Origin of the sequence: Desulfofundulus thermobenzoicus, from assembly GCF_009428905.1 — a bacterium.
Lineage (GTDB): Bacteria > Bacillota > Desulfotomaculia > Desulfotomaculales > Desulfovirgulaceae > Desulfofundulus_A > Desulfofundulus_A thermobenzoicus.
This window is the reverse complement of the sequence record NZ_WHYR01000246.1, coordinates 1-399: the sequence shown is the minus strand read 5'-3', so window position 1 is coordinate 399 and position 399 is coordinate 1. Positions and strand designations below refer to the sequence as shown.

Below are 399 nucleotides of genomic sequence, written 5' to 3'. Positions count from 1 at the left end.
GTACAATGTGATTGGAGCTCTTATATCCGATTAAAAATATCAGGAGCAGAATCAATGAGATGGATATACCCAGCGTCAATCTAATTTGGACAAAGGGTTCATATACATCTGATAATGGCATGGAGAGGAAAATAGTTCCCGATAGATCATCATTGCTTGAGAAAACAGGGATGGCGATGCCAAGAATATCTTGGTGAAACTGTGGGTGTTCTCTAATTAACACGACGGTTTCACCTTGAAGGAGCTTTTGGCGTTCCTTGAACGTAATGAGATTATCATTTGTGTTCGTATCAAAAGGAAGACCACTTGAAAGCTCCATTGGATCATCTGTAAAAATAACGTTCGCCTGACTTGAGTCATTTGCCCATTTCATTCTGTCGGTAAAATACTTGTCTTTCC

Annotated in this window: 1 protein-coding gene; it reads right to left on the bottom strand. The window is 39.6% G+C overall.

Going from position 1 to position 399, the window contains the following annotated elements; all coding sequences use genetic code 11:
• The coding region (locus tag GFC01_RS18485) for a hypothetical protein (protein ID WP_207707666.1) at window positions 1-399 on the bottom strand (399 nt) is incomplete at both ends.